General features: G+C 50.0%; 1 pseudogene. It reads right to left on the bottom strand.

From position 1 onward, the window contains the following. Positions 1–298: 298 nt before the first annotated feature. Positions 299–540, bottom strand: a pseudogene (locus ACS8YF_RS20090) (heme o synthase); the annotation flags it as partial.

The raw sequence follows: 540 nt of genomic DNA on the forward strand, positions 1-540 counted from the left end.
TACGTCCGCCCGGAGTTTCTCGGCATAGCCGCGCAGCGCGGTCAGCGGCGTGGCGACCCGCGCATTTTTCAGCGTTTTATCGACATCGGGTAGAGTGGCTGTTTTTCCAGGCATTATGACCTCTTTGATTAACTGAATGAAATCGTAGGGAGTCGATCTCATACATAATACGGCTATCAACCGTATGATTAATTTATGTTCATCTGCTCACTCTGTCAAGACATACGGTTATTAGCCGTTTCTCTGATCTCAGACAATAAAAAAGGTGCCGTAGCACCTTTTTAATAGAGAGGTTTTGTTACCACACAGCAGCCAGCAGCGTATGCGAGTCCGGTACCATAAAATCAACGGACATCATCACCGAGAGGGCAGTGATGGCGATGATAGAGAAGCCGAACAGCTTGCGCGCCCAGATTCTGTCATCAGCAACTTTATAACCGCGCAGAGCCATACCTAACCACCAGACGCTAACCGCCGCGGCGACCACCAGATATTTATATCCAGCGTAACCGCCAAGAGAGAGCATCAGCGTGGCAACGG

This window comes from Salinisphaera sp. SWV1 (assembly GCF_052044155.1).
GTDB lineage: Bacteria > Pseudomonadota > Gammaproteobacteria > Nevskiales > Salinisphaeraceae > Salinisphaera.